Raw genomic sequence first — 281 nt, forward strand, 5'->3', positions numbered from 1 at the left:
GGTAATGCCGAAAAACAATTTGACATCCTTAAGAATGACTTTGGATGGAACCACCTGCCGTTCTCAAGTCTGGAAAACAATACTGTTTTCCTCTACTTTACCGCTCTGTGCAGAAACCTCTACACAATTGTTCTGGGAAGCTTGAGCAATAGGTTCAAAAGCCTCGAGCCTACTTACCGTATCAAGAAATTCATCTTCCACTTCATCGCTGTTCCTGCCAAGTGGGTCAGGCACTCAGGGCAATGGTGCCTCCGCTTATACAGTGGCGTACCTTGAAAAAC

1 pseudogene is annotated in these 281 nt (G+C 45.6%); it reads left to right on the forward strand.

Annotated elements, in window-relative coordinates:
- Positions 1-276: pseudogene (locus Q4Q35_RS12545) on the forward strand (IS1380-like element ISPto6 family transposase); the annotation flags it as partial.
- Positions 277-281 lie beyond the last annotated feature (5 nt).

The sequence above is a fragment of the Flavivirga aquimarina genome (assembly GCF_030540835.1).
GTDB classification, from domain to species: domain Bacteria; phylum Bacteroidota; class Bacteroidia; order Flavobacteriales; family Flavobacteriaceae; genus Flavivirga; species Flavivirga aquimarina.